This is a genomic window from Pseudomonas sp. NFACC13-1 (assembly GCF_900104425.1).
GTDB classification, from domain to species: Bacteria; Pseudomonadota; Gammaproteobacteria; order Pseudomonadales; family Pseudomonadaceae; genus Aquipseudomonas; species Aquipseudomonas fluorescens_AA.
The window spans coordinates 87,293-110,913 of sequence record NZ_FMXV01000008.1; the positions used below are offsets into that span (position 1 = coordinate 87,293).

Annotated in this window: 26 protein-coding genes; all 26 read left to right on the top strand. The window is 56.0% G+C overall.

Going from position 1 to position 23,621, the window contains the following annotated elements:
- Positions 1 to 4 precede the first annotated feature (4 nt).
- The 26 genes from BLQ55_RS12925 to radC all read left to right on the top strand — a co-directional run bounded on the left by BLQ55_RS12925 (position 5) and on the right by radC (position 23,620).
- Positions 5 to 1,150, top strand: coding sequence for an STY4528 family pathogenicity island replication protein (locus BLQ55_RS12925; protein ID WP_092254356.1), 1,146 nt, complete (start codon positions 5 to 7; stop codon positions 1,148 to 1,150).
- A 151-nt stretch (positions 1,151 to 1,301) separates the two neighbouring features.
- Positions 1,302 to 2,093, top strand: a complete 792-nt coding sequence (locus tag BLQ55_RS12930) for a PFL_4669 family integrating conjugative element protein (RefSeq protein WP_092254187.1) — start codon at positions 1,302 to 1,304, stop codon at positions 2,091 to 2,093.
- Entirely contained in the window at positions 2,093 to 2,593 is a 501-nt protein-coding gene (locus tag BLQ55_RS12935) for a DUF3158 family protein (RefSeq protein WP_092254189.1), read from the top strand. Before BLQ55_RS12930 ends, BLQ55_RS12935 begins: the two co-directional genes overlap by 1 nt.
- 11 nt (positions 2,594 to 2,604) lie before the next feature.
- Positions 2,605 to 3,009, top strand: coding sequence for a single-stranded DNA-binding protein (locus BLQ55_RS12940; protein WP_063321915.1), 405 nt, complete (start codon positions 2,605 to 2,607; stop codon positions 3,007 to 3,009).
- Positions 3,010 to 3,294: 285 nt separating this feature from the next.
- Positions 3,295 to 5,310 (top strand): DNA topoisomerase III, encoded by a 2,016-nt coding sequence (locus tag BLQ55_RS12945; RefSeq protein WP_092254191.1) that lies wholly within the window; start codon positions 3,295 to 3,297, stop codon positions 5,308 to 5,310.
- Between the two features lie 460 nt (positions 5,311 to 5,770).
- Positions 5,771 to 7,024: a DNA cytosine methyltransferase gene (locus BLQ55_RS12955; RefSeq protein ID WP_092254196.1), complete on the top strand. Its 1,254-nt coding sequence runs from the start codon at positions 5,771 to 5,773 to the stop codon at positions 7,022 to 7,024.
- A 204-nt stretch (positions 7,025 to 7,228) separates the two neighbouring features.
- Positions 7,229 to 7,633, top strand: a complete 405-nt coding sequence (locus BLQ55_RS12960; RefSeq protein ID WP_092148086.1) for a hypothetical protein — start codon at positions 7,229 to 7,231, stop codon at positions 7,631 to 7,633.
- Positions 7,634 to 7,755: 122 nt separating this feature from the next.
- Positions 7,756 to 8,238, top strand: coding sequence for an STY4534 family ICE replication protein (locus BLQ55_RS12965; protein WP_063321919.1), 483 nt, complete (start codon positions 7,756 to 7,758; stop codon positions 8,236 to 8,238).
- A 137-nt stretch (positions 8,239 to 8,375) separates the two neighbouring features.
- A complete protein-coding gene (locus BLQ55_RS12970; protein WP_092148092.1) occupies positions 8,376 to 8,678 on the top strand; it encodes a hypothetical protein in 303 nt (100 codons plus the stop codon).
- Between the two features lie 168 nt (positions 8,679 to 8,846).
- Positions 8,847 to 9,374, top strand: a complete 528-nt coding sequence (locus tag BLQ55_RS12975) for a PFGI-1 class ICE element type IV pilus protein PilL2 (RefSeq protein ID WP_092254198.1) — start codon at positions 8,847 to 8,849, stop codon at positions 9,372 to 9,374.
- Positions 9,371 to 10,024 (top strand): hypothetical protein, encoded by a 654-nt coding sequence (locus BLQ55_RS12980; protein WP_092254200.1) that lies wholly within the window; start codon positions 9,371 to 9,373, stop codon positions 10,022 to 10,024. The genes BLQ55_RS12975 and BLQ55_RS12980 overlap by 4 nt, the downstream gene beginning before the upstream one ends.
- Before the next feature lie 8 nt (positions 10,025 to 10,032).
- Entirely contained in the window at positions 10,033 to 10,752 is a 720-nt protein-coding gene (locus BLQ55_RS12985; protein WP_092254202.1) for a TIGR03759 family integrating conjugative element protein, read from the top strand.
- A gap of 50 nt (positions 10,753 to 10,802) precedes the next feature.
- Entirely contained in the window at positions 10,803 to 11,312 is a 510-nt protein-coding gene (locus BLQ55_RS12990; protein ID WP_092254358.1) for a transglycosylase SLT domain-containing protein, read from the top strand.
- Between the two features lie 53 nt (positions 11,313 to 11,365).
- Entirely contained in the window at positions 11,366 to 11,737 is a 372-nt protein-coding gene (locus BLQ55_RS12995; RefSeq protein ID WP_256326576.1) for an integrating conjugative element protein, read from the top strand.
- A gap of 2 nt (positions 11,738 to 11,739) precedes the next feature.
- Positions 11,740 to 13,869 carry a type IV conjugative transfer system coupling protein TraD gene (gene traD / locus BLQ55_RS13000; protein WP_092254206.1) on the top strand — a complete coding sequence of 710 codons (2,130 nt, stop codon included), beginning with the start codon at positions 11,740 to 11,742 and terminating at the stop codon, positions 13,867 to 13,869.
- Positions 13,866 to 14,615, top strand: a complete 750-nt coding sequence (locus BLQ55_RS13005; protein WP_092254208.1) for a TIGR03747 family integrating conjugative element membrane protein — start codon at positions 13,866 to 13,868, stop codon at positions 14,613 to 14,615. Before traD ends, BLQ55_RS13005 begins: the two co-directional genes overlap by 4 nt.
- Positions 14,616 to 14,729: 114 nt before the next feature.
- Complete coding sequence (locus tag BLQ55_RS13010; protein ID WP_092148112.1) at positions 14,730 to 15,068, top strand: integrative conjugative element protein, RAQPRD family; 339 nt, start codon at positions 14,730 to 14,732, stop codon at positions 15,066 to 15,068.
- Entirely contained in the window at positions 15,065 to 15,298 is a 234-nt protein-coding gene (locus tag BLQ55_RS13015) for a TIGR03758 family integrating conjugative element protein (protein ID WP_063321928.1), read from the top strand. The genes BLQ55_RS13010 and BLQ55_RS13015 overlap by 4 nt, the downstream gene beginning before the upstream one ends.
- A 16-nt stretch (positions 15,299 to 15,314) precedes the next feature.
- Positions 15,315 to 15,674, top strand: coding sequence for a TIGR03745 family integrating conjugative element membrane protein (locus tag BLQ55_RS13020; protein WP_063321929.1), 360 nt, complete (start codon positions 15,315 to 15,317; stop codon positions 15,672 to 15,674).
- 12 nt (positions 15,675 to 15,686) lie between these two features.
- Positions 15,687 to 16,082 (top strand): TIGR03750 family conjugal transfer protein, encoded by a 396-nt coding sequence (locus BLQ55_RS13025; RefSeq protein ID WP_092254210.1) that lies wholly within the window; start codon positions 15,687 to 15,689, stop codon positions 16,080 to 16,082.
- Positions 16,079 to 16,762 (top strand): PFL_4703 family integrating conjugative element protein, encoded by a 684-nt coding sequence (locus BLQ55_RS13030; RefSeq protein WP_092254212.1) that lies wholly within the window; start codon positions 16,079 to 16,081, stop codon positions 16,760 to 16,762. Before BLQ55_RS13025 ends, BLQ55_RS13030 begins: the two co-directional genes overlap by 4 nt.
- A complete protein-coding gene (locus BLQ55_RS13035; protein ID WP_092254214.1) occupies positions 16,759 to 17,646 on the top strand; it encodes a TIGR03749 family integrating conjugative element protein in 888 nt (295 codons plus the stop codon). Before BLQ55_RS13030 ends, BLQ55_RS13035 begins: the two co-directional genes overlap by 4 nt.
- Positions 17,636 to 19,063 carry a TIGR03752 family integrating conjugative element protein gene (locus tag BLQ55_RS13040; RefSeq protein WP_092254216.1) on the top strand — a complete coding sequence of 476 codons (1,428 nt, stop codon included), beginning with the start codon at positions 17,636 to 17,638 and terminating at the stop codon, positions 19,061 to 19,063. Before BLQ55_RS13035 ends, BLQ55_RS13040 begins: the two co-directional genes overlap by 11 nt.
- Positions 19,041 to 19,466: a TIGR03751 family conjugal transfer lipoprotein gene (locus tag BLQ55_RS13045; protein WP_092254218.1), complete on the top strand. Its 426-nt coding sequence runs from the start codon at positions 19,041 to 19,043 to the stop codon at positions 19,464 to 19,466. Before BLQ55_RS13040 ends, BLQ55_RS13045 begins: the two co-directional genes overlap by 23 nt.
- Positions 19,466 to 22,315, top strand: coding sequence for a conjugative transfer ATPase (locus BLQ55_RS13050; RefSeq protein ID WP_092254220.1), 2,850 nt, complete (start codon positions 19,466 to 19,468; stop codon positions 22,313 to 22,315). The genes BLQ55_RS13045 and BLQ55_RS13050 overlap by 1 nt, the downstream gene beginning before the upstream one ends.
- Positions 22,316 to 23,125: 810 nt before the next feature.
- Positions 23,126 to 23,620: a RadC family protein gene (radC, locus tag BLQ55_RS13060; RefSeq protein WP_092254224.1), complete on the top strand. Its 495-nt coding sequence runs from the start codon at positions 23,126 to 23,128 to the stop codon at positions 23,618 to 23,620.
- Position 23,621: the final 1 nt, after the last annotated feature.

Genomic DNA, 23,621 nt, shown 5'->3' on the forward strand with positions numbered 1-23,621 from the left:
CGTGGTGAAAAGCTCGGCCCCCAAACCTCTCTCCTCCGTGCTTGATAGCGCCCTGAAGAGCTTGTGTGCCCCGAGCACGCAAGGGAATGGGGACGGTTTCCTGTTCAGTGGCAACCGCCATGAAACCGTCCCTAGGGCGTTGCTTCTCGATGAGCGTTTGACCCCGCTTGAACGCAATGCCTGGCAAGTTTTTCGGCTGCTGCTCAACGACGACGGAGTCACCGCTTTTCCGACCTATGACCAGTTACGTAAGTATCTGGCCTCCGTACCCTGCGGCGCCCTGGCCTCCCATGAGTCAGTTGCGAAGACCTTGACACTCCTGCGTCTGACAAGGTGGTTGAGCTTGGCCCGTCGACGGCGAGATGCACGTACCGGACGTGTGCTCGGTAACCTGTATGTGCTGCATGATCGCCCTTTGACGCCCTTTGAAGCTATGCAGATCGATCCCGAATACATGGTATTGGTCAGCCACACGCTCAAGCACGCCAATAAGGGTATTCAGCGCGTCGGATTGGCGGTGCTCGAAGAAATAAGCCATGACCCCAGCGTTCAGACTCAATTGCTGCCCAGCCATCTACAGGTTTTAGCCTTGCGTCTGCAGCAAGCGCAGGCCGTCGATGTTGCGCCAGATATGCCGACCGAAGAATGTACCTCTCAGGCTCTTCGGAAACAAAACGCCCCGTCTTCGGTATCCGAACCAAGGCCCAAAGCCCCGCAGGACCACTCTCTTCGGCATCCGAAGCCTGCGAGTATGTTAAGTACAAAAGCGTTAAAAACACTACGTACTGGCGAGTGTTCGCAGGAAGGTTTCGAGCTGGATCTCCCTCCCCGCTTTTCATCGCTCACGCCTGCACAGCAATCGGGTGCCAAAGTGGCGTTGCAGCGATTGCCAGGCGAATTGCGGCAGGCAGTCCTGGATGAATGGGCAGCTCGGTGTCGAGAGGCCCACATACGCAATCCAGCCGGCTACCTGTTTGGCATTTTGCAGAAAGCGTTGCAGGGTCAATTCACCGTCTGGGCAGCCAAGGAACAAGCTTCTGAATCGGGTGGAACGAAGCCCAGCCCCAAGCAAACTCAGAAGACGGAGCGGGACCCAGCTGTTGCTCACGCCTATCTGGACGAGCTCAAGGGTCTGCTGAAGGAACGATGACGGCAGGGTATCGAGCTATCCCCTGGGGATAGCTGTCGCCCCCACCTCCGCAGTCACCAATCAGGCTCGCACTGCCTGCGCTTTGTTCAATGACAGAGTCCCGCCGTGCCGCAAAGCTGGGCACCCTCCCACAGTCCCTGAGTGACTTCCCATGGCAAACGACCTGCAACTGAACCTCGGTACATTGCGCAGTAGCGTGCAATTGACCTTGCACACCCATCACGCATCTCGCATCTGGCACGGGCGAGACGCCTCCCAAGGCCGAGCAACGATCATCGGCTTGAACGGTTTCATTGCCGTCATGAACAAAATGAAACGTGGCGCGGAACTGGATGACCCCTACGCCGACGTCTGGATGTTAAGAATCGAAGACAAGCTCAACGCGACCAAAGACATCCTCAACGCCTTGAATGAGCAGGTGAACCTGGCGCTATCAGAAGTCCCTTCCGCCTTGAGCTTGGGCGAGAACCTCAATGTGCAGCCAGTCAAATTACCGCTATTCGTCAACGCCCAACTCGGCTTCATGGCCGTGTATCTGTTGGCAGACTATGACGACCTGGCGCGACGTCTGATCCTGGCTCATCACACCGCATTGATTGATCGCTCCAGCTTAGAACACTGGCTTAACGAAGGAGCACACGCTTTACGAAGCCTGTTCAGCCTGGCTCAACAGTACAAATCATCCGGCTTGAACCGTGAGGACTATCAGGCCAATACCCCCCTGGCAATATCGGCCAAAGAACGTTTTGGTGAGATTGATCAAGACATTCTGGAAGGCAACCGTCGCTCGCGCTTTGCCCCACCCTTGATGCGCCGTCTCACGATCAGTGCCCCTCAAAGGGACGAAGAGAATACCCTGGACGTCGCCATCGACAGTGAAGGGCCCTGCCCTCATGAACCTGCCTCCTGCGCTCCGGAGCAGCCAGCAGAGGAAAAGCGCTGATGGCCTTGCATTATTTCAAACCCTTGGTTCATTCAGAGCTCGAGCAACTGCAGCATGCGGCCTACCTAAAAGGCCTTTTACAGCCTTTTAAAGGTAAGGGCTGTTTGGAGGACTGGGCCAGCGATTGCAATGCACTTCGTGACGGTCTGATTGAGCTGGCGCAGACACGAATCCTGACCCAAGCTCGGCGTTATCCCTTCAACCTGCTGGCAGCCCAGTTGACCCGCCACAGCACGGGGGCTGGGACGACCTTTCTGCGCTGGCGCAACCCCGATCGCACCAACATGGGGGTATCCCTGTGGCAGCAATGCATTGAACACGAGGCCACTCCCAATCTGCTGATTGACGACCTCTACGCACTGGAGCAACAGCGGATCGTGCTGAATATGCAAATCAGCATGACCCACGTCCTGGCCCGCCAAGCCAATGACTGCGCCATCAAAATGGCGCATGCCGAAGCGGTCTATCAACGCTGCGTTAACCAACGCGCCCTTGTATAAGCGAGCCCCTCATGAGCACTCATTTTTTCGGTGAAGGTAATATCGGATCGGCGCCCGAATTTCGGGAATTCAACAACCGCAATGACGAGCCCAGGCGTCTGCTGAGGCTCAACGTTTATTTCGACAACCCTGTCCCTGTCAAAGACGGCTATGAAGATCGAGGCGGCTTCTGGGCGCCGGTTGAAATCTGGCACCGTGAAGCAGAGCACTGGAGCACGTTGTATCAAAAAGGCATGCGGGTGATGGTCGAAGGACGCTCGGTCAAGGAGGAATGGGCCGATGCGGATGAGAACGCGCGAGTGACGTTCAAAATCGAGGCGCGGCGTGTGGGCATCCTGCCCTACCGGGTCGAACGGGTCACATTGGGTGGCAAATCATCTGCCGCCGCTACCGATGGCGACGACCATCCGCATTGATCCTTGGAAGCGCGAGAGCGGCTGGCCCTGTCGTCAGTCGCTCTTTTGTCCCAAAACGCTCGCAAGCCCTACTGCGTTGTGAGTGTCCACTGACGTCCATCCTGTTCCAGCCAGCGGCACATGACGAATTCGCTGGTGCAAAGACCGCTGCTCCCAAGCCTGGCTCATGGTCGTCTCTGCCGACTGATCATCAATACGCTCTGATGCAGAATCGCTTTGAGAGTCGCGCGCACCGTCTCCCCTCATGCATCTTCCTGCCCTCTCAACTGCTTTGCTGGGCATGACATGCGACTCTTTCTGTGTGAAAAACCTTCCCAGGGCAAAGACATTGCCAGGGTACTTGGCGCTCGACAACGTGGCAGCGGCTGCTTCAAAGGCGTGGGTATCAGTGTGACCTGGTGCATCGGACACCTGGTCGAAGCGGCACCACCTGAAACTTATGATGAGCGCTTCAAAAAGTGGTCGCTGGACCATTTGCCCATCCTTCCAATCTCGTGGCGCGTCCGCGTCAAAGCGAACACGGCGGCTCAGTACAAAATCGTCAAACAACTACTGGCCCAAACATCTGAATTAGTGATCGCCACTGATGCGGACCGCGAAGGCGAGATGATTGCTCGAGAGGTGCTTGAGCTGTGTCAGTACCGCGGTTCTATCCAACGGCTGTGGCTGTCAGCACTTAACGACGCCTCCATCCGCAAAGCCCTGAGTCAGTTACGACAGGCAGAAGAAACTCAGTCCCTCTACCATTCTGCCCTTGCCCGCTCACGAGCGGATTGGCTGATCGGCATGAACATGAGCCGACTGTTTACCCTCCTGGGCCGCCAGGCAGGGCTCAACGGAGTGTTGTCGGTGGGACGTGTGCAAACGCCGACCTTACGCTTAGTGGTTGATCGGGATCGCGAGATCGAACGATTTGTACCAACGCCTTACTGGGTTATCCAGGTGAAGCTTGAAGTACTGGGGCAAGCGTTTACAGCGCAGTGGGTGGTACCCGACAGTGCCACTGACGAAGCTGGCCGCTGCATCAGGCAAGCCATCGCTTTGCAGGCGCAGCAGAGCCTCAGAGCGACAGGGGTTGCACAGGTATTGGAGGTTGAGACGCAACGAACTCGAGAGGCTCCGCCGCTCCCCTTCGACTTGAGCACCTTGCAAGAAGTTTGCTCAAGACGCTTGGGCTACGGCGTGCAGGAAACATTGGACATTGCTCAATCGCTTTATGAGACCCACAAAGCGACGACCTATCCGCGCACAGACTCAGGCTACCTTCCCGAAAGCATGTTGCACGAGGCAGAAGCGGTCTTCGCTGCACTGATAAAGAGCGATCCTGGCGTGGGCCCTTTGGTGCAATCCGTCGATCCCACGTTGCGCTCCCGGGCTTGGAACGACAGCCATGTCAGCGCGCATCACGGCATTATCCCGACACTGGAACCGTTTGAACGGTTGGCCTTAAGCGAACGCGAATGCGCGGTCTATGAGTTGATTCGTGCCCGTTATCTGGCGCAGTTTCTGCCCCCTCATGAGTACGACCGCACCGCCGTGAAGCTCACCTGTGGCAACCATGCATTGAAAGCCCATGGCAAACACATCGTGGAATCAGGTTGGCACCAAGTATTGGGTAGCGAATGCCCCCCCAACGACGACGAAGCGTCGCCACGCAGCCAAGCGCTACCAGACCTGCATTCGGGTGTTTGCTGCAACGTGGTGGACGTGGAGCTAAAGTCCCTCAAGACTCAGCCCCCCAAAGCTTATACCCAGGGTGAACTGATCAAGGCCATGAAAGGCGTGGCCAAACTGGTGACAGACCCAAGGCTGAAGCAGGTTCTCAAGGAGACGACAGGCATCGGCACAGAAGCCACACGGGCCAATATCATCAGCGGTTTGCTGAGCCGAGGGTATCTGTACATCAAAGGGCGATCTGTACGGGCTTCTGAGGCAGCCTTCACCTTGATCGATTCGGTACCTCCCGCCATAGCGGATCCGGCCACCACCGCCATCTGGGAGCAGGCGTTCGACATGATCGAGGCCGGTCAACTGACGCTGGAGGATTTCCTCGCAAAACAAACCGCCTGGATCAGCCGACTGGTCGAGCATTACCGTACGACGACCTTGGCGCTCCATAGCCCTGGCGGCCCGAGCTGCCCTTTGTGTGGGGCGCCGATGCGTCAACGTGACGGCAAGCACAACAAGTTTTGGTCCTGTACTCGGTATCCAGAATGTCGGGGGGCTTTACCCATCGCCTCGCAAGGGAGGGTGCCCCCACGCCACCGAAAGCCGCGTCGTTCAAAACCTGGAAACGCCTGAACGACCTTGCCCAAGCTCGCTTCTCCTTCTGAAACAGCGAGCGCGCCAAGCCGAGCAACAGCCGGTGGCACGGAGGAACACATCGTCTGAGCTGTGCCTACAGCATGATGGTTCAGTAGGACAGTGCCGTGCTGAAGGGTCCCCTGATCGCCTTCCCTGGGGCGATCAGGAGACCCTTCAGGGTGGACATAGTCGGTACCGGACCCCGCCGGTCAAACAACGAGCTCCTTTTGTACGCGGATGTGTGCCTGATGATACCGACCCACGCCACGAAACGGGTCGGGTGAGATGCTTGTGAAGGCGCCTGGCCTGACGACCGCCAAGCCCGGAACAGCCCCACGGGTGGCCTCTCTGTTCAAGCCGAAGGTCACGCCTTCGGCGCCTTTGTCCTTTCTCCCACTTTGCGCCGTGCCTGACATCGCTCGGGCAAAAAAATGCGCGCTTGCAAAGGACATACCCCATGATTCAAACCTCTCCGCCACTGCAATACGCCAGTGTTTGCAGCGGGATTGAAGCGGTGACCGTCGCCTGGAAGCCTTTAGGCCTCACCCCGGCTTGGTTTTCCGAAATAGCACCGTTCCCTTGTGCGGTGCTGGCCCATCATTACCCAGCCGTACCTAATCTCGGTGACATGAAGCGACTGGCTCGTCGGGCACTCGACAGAACCATTGCTGCTCCTGCCATTCTGATTGGCGGCACGCCGTGCCAGGCATTCAGTGTGGCGGGTTTTCGCGCGGGCCTCGCAGATGCTCGAGGTGCTCTGACTCTTACATTTGTGGAGCTTGCCAATGCAATCGATCAAGTCCGAATACAACAAAAGGAACCTGAAGCCATCATCGTCTGGGAAAACGTTCTCGGCGTGCTCAACGATAGGGGTAACGCCTTCGGATGTTTTCTCGCAGCACTGGCTGGCGAAGAACATGAACTCGTCCCCCCAAGGAAGACTTGGTCGCACGCAGGTGTTGTGTTTGGTCCCCAAAGAACAGTCGCGTGGCGCGTCCTGGATGCCCAATATTTCGGCCTGGCCCAACGACGCCGTCGCGTGTTCCTTGTCGCAAGTGCTCGTGTGGGATTTGATCCCTCCGCGGTACTTTTTGAGCGCCAAGGCCCGCGCCGGGATACTGCGCCGCACCGCACGCTACAAACGCAGGCTGCCACCCCTGCTGGCGCAGGCCTTGCAACCTTAAGTGCCCCCTTACGCGCCGTCGTGTTCAGCAACGCCTATGGCATGGCCAACGGCCAAGGCGGGGCTGAGGCGGCGTTGGAATGCTGCCCTACACTGACCTGCAATCACGACGTTGCGATTGTGGTGTGTGGCACACACGGCTCCGTCTGTGAAACCTCAATTCCCCATCTGCTGCACCAAAACGTTATCGCATGCAACAGCCGCCACGCGCGCCCTACGGCCAGGCGCCTGCTTCCCATTGAATGTGAGCGCTTGCAGGGACTACCCGATAACTACACACGCATTCCCAGGCGTCATTACGCAATAAGGCGCATCAGCCACCGTCGGCCTCCGGACATGTGGGAAGTCACCGACAATGGCTGGATGCTGATGGCTGCTGACGGCCCCCGTTACAAGGTCATAGGCAACTCAATGGCCGTCCCCTGCCTGACTTGGCTCGGTAAACGTTTGCTCGACGTGCTTAGAAATCCGGAGTCTTTCAGCGAGGTATTGATCACTGACAGGCCGGCTAAGAAAAACCATTCTTGACCACGCAAGACTGATCACTGATCAGCGCATGCCCAGGCAGCTAGGGTCTTCAAAGCTGTGTCGTGAAATGTTTCACGCTGGCCCCGCCCAGTCCGCCCGGCATCGTTTCCGTGGACGTGCGCCTTCGAAGGCGTTGATGCCTGTCTTTCGCCGTGAGGGTTACCCACACCTTTCACTTAAATCAGATCCAAGGAGTCATTAGCGATGAAAAACGCTCCCGCTACTCAACTGTCGTCTCTGTCCCAGCCTAAGCCCGCCGCACAACTTGCTGATGTCGGCAATACAGCAGCCGCTTTCTTCGCCGCTTGGAAAAAAGGCGTTGCCTTAGCCGGTTTCACCTATTTTGGTGACGGTTCTAAAGCTGGATTCAACAAGGCCAATTGCCGATGGGATCTGCGCCCCATCATGCGATTGATCGATAAAAACTTCGAAGTCCTGAGCAATCAGGAACGGATATTAATAGCTGCAATGGTGAGCTTCCACGACACCCAAAAAGGTTGTGAGTTGCTCAAGCAGGCAGGGGTTAAAGGCTTGGCTGATCTGGGCCTTTTAGACCCTCTACAGCGAGGCATCATTGCTTCGCTGATCCTTCATTACCACGGCTGGTAATCAGCCTCTTTATTCACTGGGGCCTGGCAGTTTTCCCCACTTTTCAAACCAATCACCCATTGGGGGCGACTGCCCCTTCGGGAGAGGCGCCTCCATCGTTATTCCTAGCCTGGAGGCATGTCATGAATCCTACGTTTGATGAAACGACCTATTTTGACCTTCACATCACTGGACTGGGTTACCTCAATCGCATTCGTGAAGTGAAGCTCAAGAAAGGTGAATCATTCCTAGCTTGCGACATCGCAGCGCTCAATGGTCCGACCGACTGCGCTGAGTATCGGCGTTTCGACGTTCGTGTCACAGGCGAAGATGCACAGGTACTGGTTCGGCGCTGTGCCAGAGCCGTTGAGTTGGACCGTAAGGTCCTGGTTGGTTTTCGTCTGGGAGATCCCTGGGTGGACACGTTCACTTACTCCAAAGGCATTAACCAGGGACAGTTGGGCGTGAGCTTCAAGGCCCGATTGCTCTTGTTGAACTGGATCAAGATCGACGGTGTTTTGGTGCATAAGCGCGAACCTTCGAATCAAGACAGCCTGAAATCCGAAGCTACAACTCAACCAGTGAATGCAGCTCCTCCATCACCCGAAGAGGACTTTGCATTCTGATCTCAGATCCGGCTACGGGTCTTGGTTTTTCCTCAACGTCGTCATTCACGTCGACGTTTGAAGCTCCCACCCTCCCTCGTAAGCCATGACGCCCGAGGGGGGTGTCATGGCCCCACTTTTTAAATAGGAAGCAGACCATGATTGTTATCAAATTTGGAGATTCGGCCAAACCCTGGTCCGAGCACGGCGCTTTGGTTATGACCCCTGGCGTTGATGCACTGATGAAAACGAAACGATTAGATCCGTTCCATTACTTCGGCCGCCACATCTTGGGCGACTGGGGCGATATCTGTGATGAAGATCGTCAGCTCAATGAAGATGCGCTGCAATCGGGTTATCGTCTGATGTCTGCCTACGATGTTGAACCTGGCTTGAGATTGTGGGTTATCACCGAAGCTGATCGTACCGTGACCACCATTCTTCTACCTGAGGAATATTGAGGCCTGCGGCCAGACCTCTCTAGCACTTCAGTTAATCCTCGCAACGGCCTCCTCGGAGGCCGTTTTCTTTGATGGCCTTGAAACAGGTAACGGGTCATTACCTATTGATGGCTGCTACAGAGTCACCTGCTTGAGATCGTTCGCATATCCCATCCAGGAACTCCTCGTATGCCCACGATACAGATGCGTCTGCTGCCCTTCATGCTATTGAGCCACCTAACCCTGACTGCGTGCCTGTCTACGGAACGAACCTCCATAGAACAGGCCGTACCGAGTGTGCCCCAGCCCTCTTCCGACCACTACATCCCCGTTCAACGATATGGTCGATACACCCTGGTGGAGCTCGCGCCGCACGTTGCACAACAAAACCTTCTGCTTCAAGTGATCGATATCGATCTTCCCGGCAATTGGTCCATCTCAGTTGCTGATGCGCTGCGCTATGTCCTTTTGCGCTCGGGGTATCGACTTTGTGATCGCACACCAGAAAACGCGGCACTGTTTGCCCTACCCCTCCCTGCACCTCACCTGAAGCTCGGCCCTGTTCAACTTCGCGACGCGTTACAGACGCTTGCGGGGCCAGCCTGGGCGCTGCAAACCGATGATCAGCTTCGCCTGGTCTGCTTCATCCCTGTTGCCGGGGCTGCCAAACCCAGCCCTACAGCACAAGCGGAAGTCAATCTGGAGGTCGCACAATGATATACGCCACCCTGCCTGGGCCTCGTTTGCACAGTCGCCTTAAACGCTGGACGCCTGCGCTTGTATTCACGCTGATGAGCTGCGTGCTCGCCTCTCATCAGGTGTCGTTGTCGAAGCTGGCCCAGGGTCTGAGCGACCATCCTGACGTTAATCGCCTGGAGCATCTTGAAAGTACGGTGTTAGGGCTAGAGCAAGCTGTCCTGCAAGTGCAACAGACAGCGAGACACGTACCCAATCGTAACGACCTGGAGGATCTGCAGGTTGATCTGAACAAGCGCCTGGTAGACCTGGAGAACACCTTAGCAACACATATGGCGCAGCAGGATTTGCAACCATTGCTGCAACGATTGGAGCGGCTCGAATCCAGTCAGAAATCAATCACGCAAACTCCCACTCCCACTCCCAAACAAGCCAAGCCCTCTATTCAAAAACCGAAGAAAGGCGCTGAGCCTAGCTTCCAGATCTTGGGTCTGGAGCTACGAGGCGCAGTGCAGTTTCTGTCTGTCGCACCAGTAGGTGTCCAAGCGCTGGATCAAAGCCAACTTTTGAGGATCGGCGATACCTATCTCGGCTGGAGGCTTGAGCGCCTCGACGAGCAGACGGCAGTGTTTTCTGTCGACGGCATCACGCACAAATTGAACGTTCGATAGGAGTGGCTATGTTCCGCTTGCATTTACTGCCCCTGCTGGCCCTGTCGCTATGTTGTGGGGTTCAGGCACAACACTTCACTCCGAGCACCCTCGCTGGGCTCAAGTCCAAGCCACATACCGATACGGCGGTTTCTCTTGAAAGCGCGTTATTGGCTCAACAATGGGGGTTGGAGCAAGAAGAATTCGACCGTTTCACTGCACTGATGCGCGGCCCACTGGGTACGTACTCCCCTCACCTGGACCCATTGAGCGCTCTGGGGATCGAGGCCCGAACTGATGCTGAACGGCAGCACTATGCCCAGCTTCAGGTTGAAGCCGAAGCTGTACGCGTCGAGAAGTTACTCTCCTATCAACGTGCCTATGATCAAGCATGGAAAAACCGAATTCCGGGGATGGTACTGATCAATCCTCCTCCGTTACACAGTCCACTACTGATCAAGACCGCCGGAAGAAAATCTGTTTTCGTGCGCCTTGACTGTGCTGAATGCGAGCATCGGGTCAGGCAACTCCAAGCCTCAGGGACAGCGTTCGATCTTTACATCATTGATAGCCAACATGACGACAACGGCATTCGTCAGTGGGCTCATAAAGTTGGGATCAGGCCCATCAAGGTTCGAGACGGAACCATTTCAATCAACCATGACAAAGGACGCTGGGTATCGATCGGTGATGCCGGAGAACTGCCGGCTGTGATGCAGGAGGTCAATGGCAGGTGGGTGCGACAGTGAGTACTCGCAGTCCACTGCTTCGCCTCCTGAGCCTCGCCAGCCTTTTTTGGATGGGTTTTGCTGAAGGGGCCGTGACCGCTCTGGAACCGCCCCCAGCCTACGGTTTAGCTGCGCGGCGAATGGGAGTGCCTGCGGAACTGTTGTTTGCAGTGGCGCTACAGGAAAGCGGCGTCACGCTGCGAGGCCAACGAATGCCATGGCCCTGGACGCTCAACATCGCGGGGGGCTCCCGTTATTTCCCTAGAGAATCTGATGCCTGCGACACACTTCAACGAGCCCTTAAGCACCACCCTCCCTCTCAAATAGACGCAGGTCTGGCCCAGATCAACCTGGGTCACCAACGCCATTTTTATCGGCACCCTTGTGAGTTGCTGCGACCTCATCGGAATCTGGAGGTTGCCGCCACCATCCTGCGTAACCATCACCGCCAGGGCGAAGATTGGCTCCTAGCTGCTGGTCGTTATCACCGTCCGGCAGGCGGACCGTTGGCTACACGCTACCGAGATCGCATCCGCAAACACCTGGACCAATTGGCTTCAAAAAGGAGACTGCAACCATGAAAAATACCATTGGGTGGATATGCATTCTTTTAGCACTCGATTGCACTCCATGCATGGCGGACAAATCGATGCCTCAATACGCAGAGGACCGCTTTCGCGAAGACGACCTACTGCCGATTCACTCCAAGACCTTGTCCCCCGGAACCGTTAAACGCAGGCCCCTGAATGCCTCTGGTTTACCGGCATTCTTCCTGATCGGAGACGACGCGCTTTCACGATCTTGGCTTAGGCAGCGACTACCCCAACTGACCAAGCTCAAGGCCGCCGGGTTGGTCGTCAATGTGGAGTCCAACGCATCACTCATTCAACTTCGTCAGTTAGCGCCAGGTCTCACCCTGTCTCCCGTCTCCGCCGATGATCTGGCCCAACGACTGCAACTTCAACACTACCCCGTTTTAGTCACGGCCAGCAGTATCGAGCAGTAACCATGACGCACAACCATGGCATTGAAACGCTGCTACGACCGGCGGTGGAGTTGTATAGCGTCGCTGCATGCAGCTCCGGGGCGATCCTATGTATCACAGCGCCGTGGTCATTAGCCCTAGCGCCTGCTATCGGTGCAGCCGCGGCCTGCGCCTTCGCGGTTCTAGGCGTCATTCGCCTAAACCAGGCATGCACCGTTTTGCGCTATCGCAGGCAGATGAGGCGATTGCCACGCTATATGATGACCAGCCGTGAAATCCCAGTCAGTCATCAGCGCCTGTTTGTGGGAAAAGGATTTCGTTGGGATCAACGCCATACCCACCGACTGATGCAGACTTACCGACCGGAATTCCGACGTTTTGTAGAACCCTCGATTCTGTACAAGTGGGCACGCCGGCTGGAAGCAAGACTTGAATTTTCTCCTCACCCGTTGAGCCAGCTCCCCCGCCTCACTGGCTGGGACCATCCGCTGAACCCGATGAGGCCATTACCGCCAGTGGGGGGTATGCCACGGCTCCATGCTGTAGAGCTTCAAGAATTGGATGTCACCCTCCCCTTGGGTGAAAGGGTCGGTCACACGCTGGTGCTAGGTACCACTCGAGTTGGAAAAACTCGACTTGCCGAGCTATTCATCAGCCAGGACATTCGTCGCGGCGAGGTCTGCATCGTTTTCGATCCAAAGGGTGATGCCGAGCTGCTCAAGCGCATGTACGTTGAGACCCAACGTGCAGGTCGCGGTGACGAATTCTATGTTTTTCACCTAGGACAACCCACAATCTCAGCCCGATATAACGCCATCGGCCGTTTCGGACGTATCACTGAGGTGGCATCCCGAATTGCCGGGCAACTATCCGGTGAAGGTAACTCTGCTGCTTTCAGGGAGTTTGCCTGGCGCTTCGTCAACATTATCGCTCGTGCCCTGGTTGAACTGGGCCAACGTCCGGATTATTTGCTGATCCAGCGGCACGTGATCAACATCGACGCGCTATTCATCGAATATGCGGCTCACTTCTTTGCCGAAAAAGCTCCCAAGGCTTGGGACGTCATCGTGCAACTGGAAGCCAGGATCAATGAAAAAAACACTCCGCGGCACATGATGGGTCGTGAGAAACGGGTCGTGGCGATTGAGCAATACCTGGCGCAGGCACGCCTGTATGATCCTGTGCTCGACGGACTGCGTTCAGCCGTGCGCTATGACCGGACCTATTTCGACAAGATCGTCGCCTCCCTACTGCCTCTGCTGGAAAAACTCACCACGGGTGAGATCGCCCATCTATTGGCTCCCGACTACACCAATCTGAATGACTCGCGACCGATCTTTGACTGGATGGAAGTCATGCGCAAACGTGCTGTCGTTTACGTTGGCCTCGATGCACTTTCGGATGCCGAGGTGGCCTCTGCCGTGGGCAACTCCATGTTTTCGGACCTGGTGTCTGTGGCCGGTCACATCTACAAGTTCGGAGTGGACTTTGGGTTGGATAAAGCAGTGGCAGATAAGAAAATCCCCATCAACCTCCATGCCGATGAATTCAACGAGCTGATGGGAGACGAATTCATCCCGATGATTAACAAAGGTGGTGGTGCCGGGATTCAGGTCACGGCCTACACCCAGACGCTCAGTGATATCGAGGCACGAATCGGAAACCGGGCCAAGGCGGGCCAGGTCATCGGCAACTTCAATAATCTGTTCATGTTGCGCGTTCGTGAAACGGTCACAGCCGAGTTACTCACCAACCAGTTGCCCAAGGTGGAGGTGTATACAGCGTCGGTGATGAGCGCTGCTACCGACAGCTCAGACCCGCATGGCAACACTGCCTTCACTTCAAATACCCAGGATCGAGTCACCGCGACCTCAGTTCCTATGATCGAACCTGCCCATGTGGTCGCCCTGCCCAAAGGGCAAGCCTTCGGATTGATTGAAGGCGGTCAGCTTTGGAAGATTCGCATGCCACTCCCCGCACCAGATCCCGATGAAGTGATGCCCAGGGACCTCCAAATGATGGCCAGCTACATGCGTAAACGTTACGTCGCGGCGGATGATTGGTTGAATTTGGCAGCCGTGCTCTATCAAGATGCCCCACTGCCAAAGGATCTACTCGAAGAGTCTGCACCGTCCGAGCAGACCGAAGAATGAGCGAACCGTCATCGACAGCGCAACGTCAGCAGCGGCAGCAACAGGGATTTGTGTTCGGTTTGATTACACTGCCTTTCCGGTTTGTCGCTGTGTTGTTCGGGTCGCTGTTGCTGAACATCGTGATCGAGTGTATCGGTATGTATGCCTTCTGGCCTGAAGATGGCTGGCGGCATTCAAGACAGATGTTTGAATATGAGCTGGCCCAGTTGTCCAATGACTTCAAACGCAGCGCATTGGTGCAAGAACCAGGTCGCAGCGCCAATGCAATTGTCCAGCTGGTGTATGAAGGTGTGCTGATCAAGACCGGAATCATCAGGTCTCTGAAAGAAACATCGGAGGGCGCGACCCGAGCCCACGCTGAGGCGCTTCACCAACCTCACTACTACATTGCGCTGCTGTACATACACTTGGAAAACAACCTGATCGCTGCGGCATTTTGCGTCCTGGTGTTCGTCGTTCGGCTGATCGTGCTGTTTCTCTCAGTGCCGCTGTTGTTTATGGCGGCCTTCATCGGCTTGGTGGATGGACTCATACAACGTGACATCCGTCGTTTCGGTGCAGGTCGTGAGTCAGGCTACGTCTACCATCGAGCCAAGGCCTGTGTGATGCCGTTGCTGACATGGCCCTGGGTCATTTACCTGGCGCTGCCTGTGAGCTTGAATGCTGCCTGGATTCTGTTACCTGGTGCGATTTTTCTGGCAATCACTCTTTCCCTAGCAGCCAGTAGATTCAAGAAATATCTCTGACCGTTGCTAGTGATATATCGCTGATCAATAGGGGGTTCTCCCATGACATATTGATCGCAGCATCAGTACGTCCCCCCTAGCACTATCGAGCCGTCTGACTGAACGAGCTCAACCATGATCACTCCCTCACCTCCAACACTCACAAAGGCTACCGGCCTGCTCTTCACACTCGTGGGAGCAGTCACTGCAACAGCCAATGAGATCGTTGATGAACATACCCGCCTAGCCACCGTCCTTCGCGAGCTGACGGCTATCGAGCGGCTTGTCGCTGCCGATGATTTCATCAAAGCCCCCGAGACCGCTCGCTACCACTTTGACTATGTCCGTTTACGCATGGATATCCATCGTGTCAGTACGGGAATCAAAGACTATCTGTCTCCCAAGCGGGCCTCCCCTCGCGACGCCGGGGCGTTGTACGGCAGTTATTTCGATGAAACGGTGCCTCATCAATGAGCACCGCCCAAATCGCTGCTTTTCAAGCAAACGGTGGCTTCTCACCTTCAATCACCGCCCTGGTTCTGACTTCAACCGTGTTTGCGGTGCTGTTGCTCTGGGGCACCTGGGCTATACGAACCGCCTATTCCGGCTGGGCTGAGCAACGGCTGAACCAGCGCCAGTTCCTCGGCGTGGTGATCCGCTTCATGGCGATGTACCTGGCCCTGACCTACCTCCTCCTTTCGTAAGCCAATGGAATCTTCCATGAATTTTTATATCTCGTGCTCCAAAAGATTCACTGTCGTACCAGCCCTTTGGACTAGCGCACTGCCCTCCTTGGCTTTGGCCAAAGGCAAGTTACCGACGATGGAGGACCCATCCCGCGGTGCGGGCAAGGGCATCATGGATACGATGCAAAACTATGGCTACGACATCGTGATGCTTGTGGCGCTGCTAGTGGTTGCTTCCATGTTCATCGGTGTCTGCTATCACGCTTACACCCGTTACTCCGAAATTCATACAGGACGATCTACCTGGGGTCAGTTCGGCCTGAGCATCGCGGTGGGTGCAGTCATGCTGGTGGTCGGCATTTGGCTGCTGACCAAAGCCACCGGGATTTTGTGAGGACGACGCCCCATGGAGTCTCTACAGAGTGCGCCTAAGGCCACCATTACCTTCCTGCCCCACCGCCTGAATCGACAACCTGTTGTCGTTCGAGGATTGACCGCAGATGAACTCTGGATTTGCACCGGATTATCAGCGGCAATTGGCCTGATTCTGGGCGTACCGCTAGTCTGCCTCACCAGCAGCATCGCCATGGTCCCCACCATGATCGTACTGTCGATTGCAGCCGGACTCTTCTTCGGCGGAGGGTTATTACGTCGACAGAAACGCGGTCAACCGGAGACTTGGCTCTATCGACATCTCCAATGGAGGCTCGCCACAAAATACCCTCAGGTGAGCCGCCAATTGGGTATTCATGGGCTCATTACCTACTCCGGCTTCTGGGTGACGCGTCGAGGTGAGGCATGAGCCGGTTTAAAAACGAGGTCCTTCACCTGCAATCTCATGTCAGGACGCTGAGGCTCTGCACCGGTGGGTTATTTCTTGTTGTCGTCGGGTTAGGCGCGGGATGGTGGAATGCCCCACGAGATTTAACCATCCATGTCCCCCCGGACCTGCGCTCTGGCAGCACTCGTAAGTGGTGGGAGATCCCTCCCGAATCTGTCTATGCATTCACCTTCTACATCTTCCAGCAGCTCAACCGCTGGCCCAACGACGGTGAAGACGACTACAGCCGTAACCTGCAATCACTGACGGCCTATCTGACTCCCGCGTGCCGATCGTTCTTCCAACAGGACTATGACCAGCGCCGCCGATTAGGTGAGCTCAGAAAGCGTATGCGCGGAGTGTATGAAATTCCTGGACGCGGCTACGGGGACGACCCGGAAACTCGGGTGAAAGTAATTTCAGACAATGATTGGCTGGTCACCTTGGACATCAATGCCGATGAGTACCACGGCGCCGAGCAGGTTAAGCGTGCACTCGTTCGCTATCCCATCAAGGTCGTACGCCTGGATATCGACCCTGAGCTCAACCCCTTCGGACTGGCCCTGGACTGCTACGAAGGCACGCCTCAACGCATAACACTGCCCACGTCCTCGACACCTGCTACACGAACCCTGGACCGTTCGTTGGGAGATGCCCCATGAATCCATTCGCGACGTCCGTTGTGCTAGGGCTGACGTTGATTCTTCCCCTCTTCAAATGCCAAGCAGTGGAGATAATGCGTTGGGAGCGGCTGCCTTTGACAGTTCCGCTGGTTGTTGGCCAAGAGCGCGTGCTGTTTGTTGAACGTAACGTAAGGGTCGGTATACCGGCCGGGCTGGGAGATCGCTTACGAGTCCAAAGTGCAGGAGGAACCGTGTACCTGCGGGCCAATGAACCGATCGAGCCGACACGTTTGCAGCTACAAGACGCGGCAACGGGAGAGCTGATTCTCCTGGATATCGCTGCTGAGGTAGCTCAAGCGGGTCAGGCGCCGTTGGAAGCGATAAAGATCGTCGAATCCCCCATAAACCAAGCACACACGAAAGATGGCCATTCCGAACCGACAGCCTCTGTCCATGAACATATACAACAAACTCCGGTACCAGTCGTACTGACTCGGTATGCAGCCCAAAACCTATACGCACCGCTTAGAACTGTAGAACCTTTACCCGGCGTCAGACCCGTTAACCTGCCGGCCGATCTCGCGCTCCACCTATTGATGCCTAGCCTATCAATCAGTGCCAAAACGCTCGCTGCGTGGCGGTTGGATGATTACTGGGTTACGGCTATTCGGCTCAGCAATCAAACCCAATCTCATGTTGATCTGGATCCTCGATATCTGTTGGGAGATTTCGCGACGGCCACCTTCCAACATCAGTTCCTTGGCCCCAGGGGCACTCCCTCAGACACCACGGTGCTGTACCTCACCACTCGTGGGCAAGGCATTGCGGCTGCGTTGATTCCCACGATTAGCCCGGTAGATGCAGCCCTGAACCTGCCTCAAGCACTTGGAGCATCGCCGAAGGAGAGGCCAAATGAAAAGTAACGGGCTGCTCAAATGGTTAATGGTTCCGATGGTGCTGCTTGTCGTGCTGATCCTTGTGAAAGTGTTCTCCAATAAGCCCTCCCCAGCCGAACCGCCAGCGCTAGAAAGCCAGCTCACCGCCGAAGAAATGAAGGCACTGGGACTGGAGGGCGACACGCCAAGCGATACGGTGGCCACCCTGGTCGCTCAGGTCAGGCAGCTTCGGGCTGAGCTGAAAAGAACCATAAACGAAAACGAGCTTCGCACGGGTACACCCGAATCGTTGGGCCAATTCGCAGATGTCATCGAGCAGCGCATTCAACTCGCCCTGGAGAATGAACGACGACGAATCCAGGAGGAAAAAAGCACTACCGATGACGGTAACGCTGAGACTCAATGGCTTCTACAAGATCTTCAACGGCAGCTGAGTACCTTGCAGCAGCCGGATGATCCGTCGGACCTGCCGCTGGGACTCGGCTTGCAGGACGGCGACGGCACGGCACTCAAGAACGGTATTCGCTGGATTGAGCCCGATGATGCAATACCAAAAGAATCTGCGAACACCTCCAACGAACCGAGCTTCAGCTTCCCGACACGTTTCGGTCCCGCGCAGAATCCTCTGAGCGATATAGCAAACAATTTCGCCACACGAGCTATCGGAGACCTTGGTAGCCGGCTGCTGAAGCCCACCTATACCGTTCCATCCAATGCCACGCTGATGGGGTCCGTGGCAATGACAGCGCTCATTGGAAGAATCCCCATCGACGGCACCGTTAATGACCCCTACCCGTTCAAGGTACTGATTGGGGCCGACAACCTGACGGCCAATGGCATTGATCTCCCTGAGATCGCAGGTGCGGTCGTCAGTGGTACTGCGTCGGGTGATTGGACACTGTCTTGCGTCAGAGGTCAGATCCGCTCCATCACCTTCGTTTTCCAGGACAGCACCATCCGAACCCTACCGGGTGACAGCCGTGAGGAGTCTGCAGGACAGTCCAGGAGCGACTCAAATCATGGGCAAGAAGGTCTCGGCTGGATCAGTGATCAACATGGCATTCCGTGTGTACCGGGCAAACGGCGAAGCAACGCTCAGCAGTATCTGGGCTCACAGGCTCTGATTACGGCCGCTGGGGTTGGCGCAGCCTCTTTGATCAAGTCAGACAACACGACCCTCTATGCCGGCAATGGCGACGGTGCAATGGGGACCGTAGGCATCTCCAGCGGTGAAGCCATGAACCGATTGCTGGCTAGCGGTGTGCAGGACATCTCGCAATGGGTCAACAAACTCTACGGACAAGCCTTCGCCGCCGTGTACGTGGAGCCTGGCGCACAGATCGCCGTCCATATCGAACAACCACTTACTCTCGACTACGAACCTCAAGGACGCAAAGTCGATCACACCCTCGGAGGTCGTCATGGCATCACGGACTTGGATTGAAGCAATGGCGGCTGCGCTGATCGTCATCACGTTGTCTGGATGCGCAACCAATACCCAGGACCTACTCAGCCATGACGGCAGCACCATGCTGGAGGTCTGGAATCGGCAAACAACCGGCTCGCGTCATGGGCAATCGAGTCAACGATTGCTCGAGGCGCGACAAGCCTTGAGACGTCCACTGACAGAACCTTTGGTGCCCTCCTTTTCGGCTCCCTATACACGGACCGCACAAAACGAAATCCAGCGTCAGTTCCATCGGTTACCCAATCCGGACCTGGTGATGTACGTCTTTCCTCACCGGGCTGGAACAGAAGCCGTACCGGTGCCTGGGTACAGCACCGTTTTTCCACTGCACCAACGCGTGCAATACGCCCTGCCTGGTGAACGCCTGGAGGACTACTGATGGCCTGGTTTTTCTCTCCTCGCAAAAGTTATGAGCCAACGTCGGAGCCTACGGAACAGGATGCCTGGAGCCGGCACATTGCAAAACTCGCTAAGCGAGGTATCGCTGGGCCCGGTGGCTGGCACAACAAACCCGTGACTGAAGCAGACGACACCCGGTTTTACGACGTGTCGCCGTCCTTTGTGGAGCGGCTGCCATGGGTCGAATTCCTGCCCCAATCCAAATGCATGTTGCTGGAGGATGGCGTTTCAGTTGCGGCCTTCTTCGAGCTGATGCCACTGGGTACCGAAGGCCGGGAAACTGCCTGGCTGTTGCAGGCCAGGGATACGCTTGAAAACGTGTTGCAGGACAGCTTCGACGAACTGGATAGCAACCCATGGGTGGTGCAGCTCTATGCCCAGGACGAAACCAACTGGGACGCTTACCTGAATACGCTGGGTCAGTACCTTAGACCACGAGCACGAGACAGCGCCTTCAGTGATTTCTATTTACGGTTCTTTGCCCACCACCTAAAGGCGATTGCCAAGCCTGGCGGACTCTTTGAGGACACCACGCTCACTCGTCTGCCCTGGAAGGGACAGAATCGGCGGGTACGAATGGTTGTTTACCGACGGGCCTCCGTCGCGACATCCAGAAAGGGGCACTCCGCAGAACAAGCCCTGAGCAATGTTTGCGATAGGCTGACGGCCGGCTTGAGCAGTGCTGGACTCAAGACGCAACGCCTTGAGGCAAAGGATATTTACGACTGGCTACTGCGCTGGTTCAACCCCAATCCCACGCTTTTGGGGGATGCTGCAAGTGATCGGGACAGGTTCTATCAGTTAACCGCCTACCCTGAGGAAACAGATCTCGGGGAAGTCGAATTGGCCAGCGGCACAGACTTCTCTCAACGTCTGTTCTTCAGCCAACCTCACTCTGATGCAGCCCACGGCACCTGGTCCTTCAACGGCATGCCGCATCGGGTCATGTTGATGGACCGTATGCGCTCAGTACCCCACACAGGCCATTTGACGGGTGAAACGCGCAAGGGTGACGCCATCAACAGTTACTTCGACCAGATGCCAGAAGACACCATGATGTGTCTGACCTTGGTGGCCACACCTCAGGATGTACTGGAGGCTCACCTTAATCACCTCAGCAAGAAATCCGTGGGCGACACACTGGCCTCGGAGCAAACCCGCCAAGATGTCCAGCAGGCTCGATCAATTATCGGAAGCGCTCACAAACTGTATCGCGGATCCCTCGCGTTTTTCCTACGTGGCAAAGACATTGCGGAACTGGATGCCCGCGGCTTGCAGTTGGCCAACGTGATGCTCAATGCCGGATTGCAGCCCGTACGAGAGGACGACGAAGTAGCCCCGCTCAATAGCTACCTACGTTGGCTGCCGTGTGTCTTCGACCCGGCCAAGGACAAACGGCAGTGGTACAGCCAATTGATGTTCGCACAGCACGCGGCGAACCTAGCCCCGGTGTGGGGCCGTAGCCAAGGGACGGGACACCCAGGCATCACATTCTTCAATCGCGGCGGCGGTACCCTCTCCTTCGATCCGCTGAACCGCCTCGATCGGCAAATGAATGCGCATCTGTTTTTGTTTGGGCCTACCGGTTCCGGCAAGTCAGCGACGCTCAATAATATCCTCAACCAGATCACTGCCATTTATCGACCACGGTTGTTCATCGTAGAGGCTGGCAACTCCTTTGGGCTGTTTGCTGAGTTCGCCAAGCGCCTGGGCCTGACGGTGCATCATGTGAAGCTCTCGCCAGGAGCCGGCGTAAGCCTGGCGCCGTTTGCAGATGCTCGCCGTTTGATTGAAACGCCTGAGGAAATCGAGACATTGGATGCTGAGCGGCTAGAAGAGACGGCCACTCCTCAGGAGGCCGATGAGCAGCGCGACGTCCTTGGAGAATTGGAGATCACGGCGCGCCTGATGATCACCGGGGGCGAAGACAAAGAAGAGGCTCGCCTGACCCGGGCAGACCGTAGTCTGATTCGTCAGAGCATTCTCGACGCGGCACAACGTTGCGCCGATGAGCATCGATCCGTGCTGACTCAGGACGTGCGCGATGCAATGCGTGACCGTGGCCGAGATACTGGCTTGCCTGAGTCGCGGCGAACGCGACTACTCGAGATGGCTGAGGCCATGGATCTGTTCTGTCAGGGGCTGGATGGCGAATTATTCAACCGCCCTGGTACACCTTGGCCGGAGGCGGACATCACCATTGTCGACCTGGCCACCTTCGCTCGTGAGGGTTACAACGCTCAACTCTCAATTGCTTACCTTTCGTTGCTCAACACAGTGAACAACATCGCTGAACGGGACCAATTCCAGGGACGGCCCATTATCAACGTCACGGACGAAGGACACATCATCACCAAGAATCCCCTGCTCTCGCCCTACGTCGTAAAGATCACCAAGATGTGGCGAAAACTGGGGGCCTGGTTCTGGCTGGCCACACAAAATCTTGACGACTTACCCAAAGCCGCAGAGCCAATGCTGAACATGATCGAGTGGTGGATTTGCCTGAGCATGCCGCCTGACGAGGTCGAGAAGATCGCGCGCTTCCGCGAGCTCAGCCCTGCCCAAAAATCGATGATGATGTCAGCCCGCAAAGAGGCCGGAAAATACTGCGAAGGCGTCGTGCTCTCCAAGTCGATGGAGGCGCTCTTTCGCGCCGTGCCACCTAGCCTGTATTTGGCCATGGCCATGACCGAACCTGAGGAGAAAGCAGCGAGGTTCAAGCTCATGCAGGAACATGGAATAAGTGAGCTTGATGCCGCCATTCGAATGGCAGAAAACATAGACCGGGATCGAGGAATTCAACCGTTACAATTTCATAGCGATGGTTAACACCATCATCGTAGCAGCCGTTCTCCATACTGTGTGAATCTCATGCCCCCAAGCCTTCAAGAGGTCAGTCAATGAGCCGAGCACAATCGTCTCTTTCAGAGTCATCGTTGCCGAAAATCGAAGTGTCTAAAGACGGGAAGTATTTCAGAGTGGACTGGGACTATCAGGAAGCGCCTGAAAGCCATGTCCTCTTTGATAATCAATTTTTGGACGGGTACCTACGGGGCGTGATCTCCTCGCTCCGTATCGCTGAGAAAACTATTAGTTGCGCCACCCCTAGAACGGGGACAATCAGAAGATTGGAGCAGGACGTGGCTTTACGACTTGCGGATCTTTTGACGGAAGCACTCCACTCAGCAGTGGCCAAGGAAAGCTTGAGGATGAAGCGAGAGGCTAGCTGGCCGCATGCCAGACACCCAGATGAGCACTCCTCCACTTAATACAGGTCCACCCCACATAAGTGATCGAGCCGGGGGAAGACGTTGAAGTACGAATGAAAAAGTGGAGAGCTGTCAGGACGGTTTAAATCGGGACAGCGACCTTCATTCTCATAACAATGATCCGGCAACGACGTGTCACCTCTGACACCCTTAGCAACTGCCCAGGTAGCTCTGGTCCTTAAGGCTACGGCGCAGCCTCACTGCGCAGACCAAAATCGTTCGCTGAGCATCCTTTTTAGCGAATCTCCGCTCAAGCGGTGGCGGATGCACCTTTCTCCCTTCCGAGTCAGCTCGGGTCTTCTATCTCACACATTCCCTTGGGGTTCCCGCCCTTTGGGACGGGAGCCTCTTTTCGTCAACGGAGTCTCCCATGACAACAATTTTTCCACCGGCCAAGCCCTCCATTCAAGAGAATGAGCCCTCTAATCATGATGACCTGCTGGTCGAAAAAGCGATCTCCATTCTGGAGCAGCGTATGTTCAAGCGCGGTCCTTACCTCGCAAGGCCGCACGACGTTCGCCAATATTTAAAGCTCCAACTTGCAGGGGAACCTCAAGAGGTGTTTTCTGCGCTTTTCCTAGACAGCGCTCATCGAGTGGTAGCCTATGAACCGCTGTTCTACGGCACGATTGACTCGGTGAGCGTCTATCCAAGACGGATACTGCAACGCGCTCTGGAGCATAACTGCGCAGCGATCATCGTCGCCCATAATCACCCGTCTGGCGAAACTCAGCCGAGCAACGTGGATAAAGAAATCACCAAGGTGCTAAACGACCTGCTGCCAAGGCTCAATGTCCGTCTGTTGGATCATTTCATCATCGGAGAAGGTGAGCCCTACTCTTTCGCTGAAGCTGGCTTGCTCTGAA